Origin of the sequence: Kitasatospora sp. NPDC056783, from assembly GCF_042789895.1 — a bacterium.
In the GTDB taxonomy this organism is placed as follows: domain Bacteria; phylum Actinomycetota; class Actinomycetes; order Streptomycetales; family Streptomycetaceae; genus Kitasatospora.
Map to the genome: position 1 here is coordinate 1 of NZ_JBHUAF010000447.1, position 6,666 is coordinate 6,666.

Annotated in this window: 6 protein-coding genes; all 6 read left to right on the forward strand. The window is 70.3% G+C overall.

Annotated features, from left to right (window positions below; genetic code table 11):
• Positions 1-40 precede the first annotated feature (40 nt).
• The 6 genes from ACFRMQ_RS36380 (at position 41) to ACFRMQ_RS36405 (ending at position 6,348) form a co-directional block, all read left to right on the forward strand.
• Positions 41-1,393 (forward strand): M16 family metallopeptidase, encoded by a 1,353-nt coding sequence (locus ACFRMQ_RS36380; protein WP_380735114.1) that lies wholly within the window; start codon positions 41-43, stop codon positions 1,391-1,393.
• 25 nt (positions 1,394-1,418) lie between these two features.
• On the forward strand, positions 1,419-2,165 hold the full coding sequence (gene dapB, locus ACFRMQ_RS36385) for a 4-hydroxy-tetrahydrodipicolinate reductase (RefSeq protein ID WP_380735115.1): 747 nt from the start codon (positions 1,419-1,421) through the stop codon (positions 2,163-2,165).
• A gap of 25 nt (positions 2,166-2,190) precedes the next feature.
• On the forward strand, positions 2,191-2,649 hold the full coding sequence (locus tag ACFRMQ_RS36390) for a hypothetical protein (protein WP_380735116.1): 459 nt from the start codon (positions 2,191-2,193) through the stop codon (positions 2,647-2,649).
• Positions 2,646-3,377 (forward strand): FAD-dependent thymidylate synthase, encoded by a 732-nt coding sequence (gene thyX, locus ACFRMQ_RS36395; RefSeq protein ID WP_380735117.1) that lies wholly within the window; start codon positions 2,646-2,648, stop codon positions 3,375-3,377. Before ACFRMQ_RS36390 ends, thyX begins: the two co-directional genes overlap by 4 nt.
• A gap of 215 nt (positions 3,378-3,592) precedes the next feature.
• Complete coding sequence (gene dapA, locus ACFRMQ_RS36400) at positions 3,593-4,492, forward strand: 4-hydroxy-tetrahydrodipicolinate synthase (RefSeq protein WP_380735118.1); 900 nt, start codon at positions 3,593-3,595, stop codon at positions 4,490-4,492.
• Positions 4,493-4,662: 170 nt separating this feature from the next.
• Positions 4,663-6,348: a ribonuclease J gene (locus ACFRMQ_RS36405; protein WP_380735119.1), complete on the forward strand. Its 1,686-nt coding sequence runs from the start codon at positions 4,663-4,665 to the stop codon at positions 6,346-6,348.
• Positions 6,349-6,666 lie beyond the last annotated feature (318 nt).

The window sequence follows — 6,666 nt, forward strand, 5'->3', positions numbered from 1 at the left end:
GTGCCGTTCCGCACGTGCGTTTCCTCTGGAGGTACCCCCCGTGGCGCAGGCCCCGGCGGTAACGCAGCGTCCCGGCACCACCCGGACCCTGCTCAAGGGCGTCGACGGCGCCGGCACGGTGCGCCGCACCGTCCTCCCCGGCGGCCTGCGGGTCGTCACCGAGACCCTGCCGACGGTTCGCTCCGCGACCTTCGGCATCTGGGTCGGCGTCGGCTCGCGGGACGAGACCCCGCAGCTCAACGGCGCGACCCACTACCTGGAGCACCTGCTCTTCAAGGGCACCGAGCGGCGCAGCGCGCTGGACATCTCGGCGGCCCTGGACGCGGTCGGCGGCGAGATGAACGCCTTCACCGCGAAGGAGAACACCTGCTACTACGCCCGGGTCCTGGACACCGACCTGCCGCTGGCCATCGACGTGGTCTGCGACATGCTCACCGGCTCGCTGATCCGCACCGAGGACGTGGAGGCCGAGCGCGGCGTCATCCTCGAGGAGATGGCGATGGCCGAGGACGACCCGGGCGACGTGGTGCACGACCTGTTCGCCAAGGTGATCTACGGCAGCGGTCCGCTCGGCCGCCCGATCCTCGGCACCCAGGAGACCATCCGGACCCTCACCCGGGACCAGATCGCCGGCTTCTACCGCCGCCGCTACCGGCCCGAGCAGCTGGTCGTCGCCGCGGCCGGCAACCTCGACCACCGCAAGGTGGTCAAGCAGGTCGAGCAGGCCTTCGCGCCGGTGCTGGCGGCCTCCACCGCGGCCCCGGCCGAGGCCCGCCGCGGCGTCAAGGCGCTGCGCACGGCCGGCAAGGTCGAGGTGCTCAACCGTTCCACCGAGCAGGCCCACCTGGTGCTGGGCGTGCCCGGGGTGCCGCGGCACGACGAGCGCCGCTGGGCGATGGGCGTGCTCAACGCGGCGCTCGGCGGCGGGATGAGCTCCCGGCTGTTCCAGGAGGTCCGCGAGAAGCGGGGCCTGGCGTACTCGGTCTACTCGTACTCCTCGTCCTACGCGGACAGCGGCCTGTTCGGCATCTACGCCGGCTGCCAGCCCAAGCGGGTCGAGGAGGTGCTGCGGATCTGCCGCGCCGAGCTGGCCAAGGTGGTCGAGGAGGGCATCACCGAGGAGGAGCTGGGGCGGGCGATCGGCCAGATCTCCGGCTCCACGGTGCTCGGCATGGAGGACACCGGTTCGCTGATGAACCGGATCGGCAAGGCCGAGCTCAGCTACGGGCACCACCTGTCGGTGGACGAGATGCTGGAGCGGATCGCGGCGGTGACCCTGGAGGACGTCCACGCGGTGGCGCGTGATGTGCTGGGCGCGTACCGGCCGTCGCTCGCCCTGATCGGCCCGGTCAACGACAAGCGGGCCGCCAAGCTCGCCGATCTGCTGGTCTGAACCTGCTGGTGAGAGGAACTTCGCTATGACGCTGCGTGTCGCCGTGATCGGCGCCAAGGGACGGATCGGCTCCGAGGCGGTCAAGGCCGTCGAGGCCGCGCCGGACCTGGAGCTGGTGGCCGCCCTCGGCCGCGGCTCCGACCTGGCGGAACTGACCGAGGCCGGCGCCCAGGTCGCCGTCGAGCTGACCCACCCGGACTCGGTGATGGGCAACCTGGACCACTGCCTGCACCACGGCGTCCACGTGGTCACCGGCACCACCGGCTGGACGGACGAGCGGCTCGCCACCGTCCGCGGCTGGCTGGACGAGGCCCCGGAGCTCGGCCTGCTGATCGCCCCGAACTTCTCGATCGGCGCGATCCTCGGCATGAAGTTCTCGCAGATCGCCGCCCGCTACTTCGAGTCGGTCGAGGTGGTCGAGCTGCACCACGACCGCAAGGCCGACGCCCCCAGCGGCACGGCCACCCGCACCGCCCAGTTGATCGCCGCCGCCCGGGCCGAGGCCGGCCGCCCGCCGCAGCAGGACCCGACCACCCACAGCCTGCCCGGCGCGCGCGGCGCCGACGTGGACGGGGTGCCGGTGCACGCGGTACGGCTGCGCGGCCTGCTCGCCCACCAGCAGGTGATGTTCGGCGACACCGGCGAGACGCTCACCATCCGGCACGACTCGCTGCACCACAGCAGCTTCATGCCGGGCATCCTGCTGGGCGCGCGCAAGGTCGTGGGGACGCCGGGGCTGACCTTCGGCCTCGAACACTTCCTGGACCTGTGACAGTGTCGAACCCAGGGAGTGTCCGATGACCTCGCGTACCGGTTTCTTCGTCCTGTCCGGTGTGCTGCTGCTGGTCGCCCTCGTCTGCGTGGGGGAGGGCGTCCAGCTGGTCGCCACCGGCAAGCCGCTCGGCATCGGCATCGGGATCTGCGCCTTCGTGATCCCGGTGATCGGCGTCTGGTTCCTGCGCCAGACCGTCCGCTTCGGCAGGGCCAGTGAGCTGATGGCCCGCGAGCTGGAGGCCGAGGGCGGCCTGCCGGTGGACGAGCTGAACCGCAGCAAGGGCGGACGGATCGACCGGGCCTCGGCCGACGCGGTGTTCGCCCGCCGCCAGGCCGAGGCGCAGGACGCGCCGGGCGACTGGCGGGTCTGGTTCCGCCTCGCCGTGGCCTACGCCGACGCCGGCGACACCCCGCGCGCCCGCAAGACCATGCAGCACGCCATCAAGCTGCACAGCACCGAACCCGCAAGGAGTAACGCGTGAGCGACGAACCGACGGCCCCCAGCTTCCGCAGCGACGTGACGGTGGAGCTGGTCCGCAGCGCCGCCGCCGACTCGGACGTCATCTGGGCGGCCCGGGTCTCGACCGCGGGCGAGCAGTCCCTGGAAGCCGTCCAGCAGGACCCGGAGAAGTCCAAGGGCCTGATCAACTTCCTGATGCGCGACCGGCACGGCACGCCGTTCGAGCACAACTCGATGACCTTCTTCATCAGCGCGCCGATCTTCGTGTTCCGGGAGTTCCACCGGCACCGCAGCGGCTGGTCGTACAACGAGGAGTCCGGCCGCTACCGCGAGCTCCAGCCGGTCTTCTACGTCCCGGGCGAGGACCGCAAGCTGGTCCAGCAGGGCCGCCCCGGCAAGTACGAGTTCCACGACGGCACGCCGGAGCAGCACCGGACCACCACCGAGGCGATGGAGGCCGCGTACCGCGAGTCCTACGCCCGCTACCAGGAGATGCTGGCCGCGGGCGTGGCCCGAGAGGTCGCGCGCGCGGTGCTGCCGGTGGGCCTGTTCTCCTCGATGTACGCGACCTGCAACTCGCGTTCGCTGATGCACTTCCTGTCGCTGCGCACCAAGCGGGAGAACGCCACGGTGCCGTCCTTCCCGCAGCGCGAGATCGAGATGGTCGCCGAGCGGATGGAGGAGCAGTGGGCCCGGCTCATGCCGCTCACCCATGCGGCCTTCGAGAAGCACGGCCGAGTCGCCCCCTGACCTGGGGCGACAGGCATACGGGCAGAGTGTCTGGCATGTCTGGATTGCGGCTTTTCCAGCCGCTCCCTACATTCGTGAACACGGATTCCGGTGCTGCCCGAACCCCCGAGCGGGCAGCACCGGAATCCCACGTCAGTGCCACCGACGCGGTTCGACTGTCCGAACACCGGACCGGCATGGGGGACGCCCCACCGCCTACGAGTAGCTTTGGACCCATGGCTCCGACCTCCACCCCCCAGACGCCGTTCGGCCGGGTCCTGACCGCGATGGTCACCCCGTTCACCGCCGACGGCGGCCTCGACCTCGACGGCGCCCAGCGCCTCGCCACGCACCTCGTCGACTCCGGCAACGACGGCCTCGTCGTCAACGGCACCACCGGCGAGTCCCCGACCACCAGCGACGCCGAGAAGGCCCAGCTGGTCCGCGCCGTGGTCGAGGCGGTCGGGGACCGCGCCCACGTGGTGGCCGGCGTCGGCACCAACGACACCCACCACAGCGTCGAGCTGGCCCGACAGGCGGAGGCCGCCGGAGCGGACGGCCTGCTGGTCGTCACGCCGTACTACAGCAAGCCCCCGCAGGAGGGCCTGTACCGGCACAACGTCGCCGTCGCCGACGCGACCGGGCTGCCGGTCATGCTGTACGACATCCCGGGCCGCAGCGGGGTCGCGCTGAGCCACGAGACGCTGGTCCGGCTCGGCGAGCACCCGCGGATCGTCGCCAACAAGGACGCCAAGGGCGACCTCGGCGCCGCGGCCTGGGCCATCGCCCGGGCCGACCTCGCCTGGTACTCCGGCGACGACGTCCTCAACCTGCCGCTGCTGTCCGTCGGAGCCGTCGGCGTGGTCAGCGTCGTCGGGCACGTGGTGGCCGGCGACCTCCGGGCGATGATCGAGGCCTTCCTGGCGGGCGATGTGGTCAAGGCCACCAGCATCCACCAGCGCCTGCTGCCGGTGTTCAGCGGTATGTTCCGCACCCAGGGCGTGATCCTCACCAAGGCGGCCCTGGAGCTCCAGGGCCTGCCCGCAGGACCGCTGCGCCTGCCGCTGGTGGGCGCGACGGCCGAGGAGGTCGCGCGATTGAAGGAGGATCTCGCCGCCGGCGGGGTACACCTGTAGCAGACGACGACGTGCGCGCCCCGGCTCGCCGGACCCACCCGGGTCCGCCGCTGGACCGGACCGCAGGCGCGAGAGCACAGACCCAGTAGGAAAACGACACTGAGTACGCGCGCCATATGTCTCCAGGGGGAGGACCCCGGGCATATGGCGTGCGTCGTGAGGAGAGTCTTTTGAGCCACCCGCACCCCGAGCTCGGCGCCCCCCCGGCCCTGAAGGAGGGCGCCCTCCGGATCACCCCGCTCGGCGGCCTCGGCGAGATCGGCCGCAACATGACGGTCCTGGAGTACGGGGACCGCATCCTGATCGTCGACTGCGGCGTCCTCTTCCCCGAGGACGAGCAGCCCGGCGTGGATCTGATCCTCCCGGACTTCAGCTACATCCGGGACCGCCTCGACAAGGTCGACGGCATCGTCCTCACCCACGGGCACGAGGACCACATCGGCGCCGTCCCGTTCCTCCTGCGGGAGAACCCGGACATCCCGCTGATCGGCTCCAAGCTGACCCTGGCGCTGATCGAGGCCAAGCTCGCCGAGCACCGCATCCGGCCGTACGTGCTGGAGGTCAAGGAGGGCGAGCGCGAGCGCATCGGCCCCTTCGACTGCGAGTTCATCGCGGTCAACCACTCCATCCCGGACGCCCTCGCGGTGGCGGTCCGCACCCCCGCCGGCATGGTCGTGGCCACCGGTGACTTCAAGATGGACCAGCTGCCGCTGGACGGTCGCCTGACCGACCTGCCGACCTTCGCCAAGCTGGCGGAGGAGGGCATGGACCTGCTGCTGGTGGACTCCACCAACGCCGAGGTCCCCGGGTTCATCCCGCACGAGCGGGACATCTCGGCGGCGCTGCGCAACGTCTTCGCGAACGCCGACAAGCGCATCATCGTGGCCTCCTTCGCGAGCCACGTGCACCGCATCCAGCAGGTGCTGGACGCCGCCCACGAGTACAAGCGCAAGGTCGCCTTCGTCGGCCGCTCGATGGTCCGCAACATGGGCATCGCCCGGGACCTCGGCTACCTGAAGGTGCCCGGCAACATGATCGTGGACGTCAAGCAGCTGGACGACCTGCCGGACAAGGAGGTCGTGCTGATCTGCACCGGTTCGCAGGGCGAGCCGATGGCGGCGCTGTCCCGGATGGCCAACCGCGACCACCAGATCCGCATCGTCGAGGGCGACACCGTCGTCCTGGCCTCCTCGCTCATCCCGGGCAACGAGAACGCCGTCTACCGGGTGATCAACGGCCTGACCCGCTGGGGCGCCAAGGTCGTGCACAAGGGCAACGCCAAGGTGCACGTCTCAGGCCACGCCTCGGCGGGCGAGCTGCTCTACTTCTTCAACATCTGCAAGCCGCGCAACCTGATGCCGGTCCACGGCGAGTGGCGCCACCTGCGCGCGGCCGCCGAGCTGGGCATCGCCACCGGGGTGCCGCGCAACCGCGTGGTCATCGCGGAGGACGGCGTCTGCGTCGACCTCGAGGGCGGCGTCGCCCGGATCGTCGGCAAGGTGCAGGCCGGCTACGTCTACGTGGACGGTTCCTCGGTCGGCGACATCACCGAGGCCTCGCTCAAGGACCGCAGGATCCTCGGCGAGGAGGGCTTCATCTCGGTCTTCGTCGCGGTCGACTCGGCCAACGGCAAGATCGTCGGCGGCCCGACCATCCAGGCCCGTGGCTCCGGCATCGACGACAACGCGTTCGTCCCGGTGGTCTCGAAGCTCCAGGAAGCGCTGGACCGTTCGGCGAGCGACGGCGTGCTGGACCCCCGTCAGGTGCAGCAGCTGGTCCGCCGGACCGTCGGCAAGTGGGTCGCGGACAACTACCGCCGCCGGCCGATGATCCTGCCGGTCGTGGTCGAGGTCTGACGCTCGCTCAACACCGGCTGACGCTGGTTTGACGTGGGGCGACCCGGTGCGTAATGTTCTCCGGGTTGCCCCACGGGACGGCCCCTCGGAAACGGGCTCGAATTTGAATTCGAGAACGACCGGGGAAAACGGACCGAGAAACTCTGGTAGAGTTCGGGAGCGCCGAAAGGCGAAAGCGGATCGGATGAATGAAACTCCGGAAAACGGAGCGGAAAACATCTGATAAGCTGGAAACACGAAAGAACGAAGCCCGGAGGGCCTGCTGGAAGGCAGTCCGAAGGAAGCGTCCGTTCCTTGAGAACTCAACAGCGTGCCAAA

Excerpts from the sequence above, each read along its gene's own strand:
- dapB (WP_380735115.1), top strand. The coding sequence starts at position 1,419 with ATGACGCTGCGTGTCGCCGTGATCGGCGCCAAGGGACGGATCGGCTCC.
- ACFRMQ_RS36390 (WP_380735116.1), top strand. The coding sequence starts at position 2,191 with ATGACCTCGCGTACCGGTTTCTTCGTCCTGTCCGGTGTGCTGCTGCTG.
- dapA (WP_380735118.1), top strand. The coding sequence starts at position 3,593 with ATGGCTCCGACCTCCACCCCCCAGACGCCGTTCGGCCGGGTCCTGACC.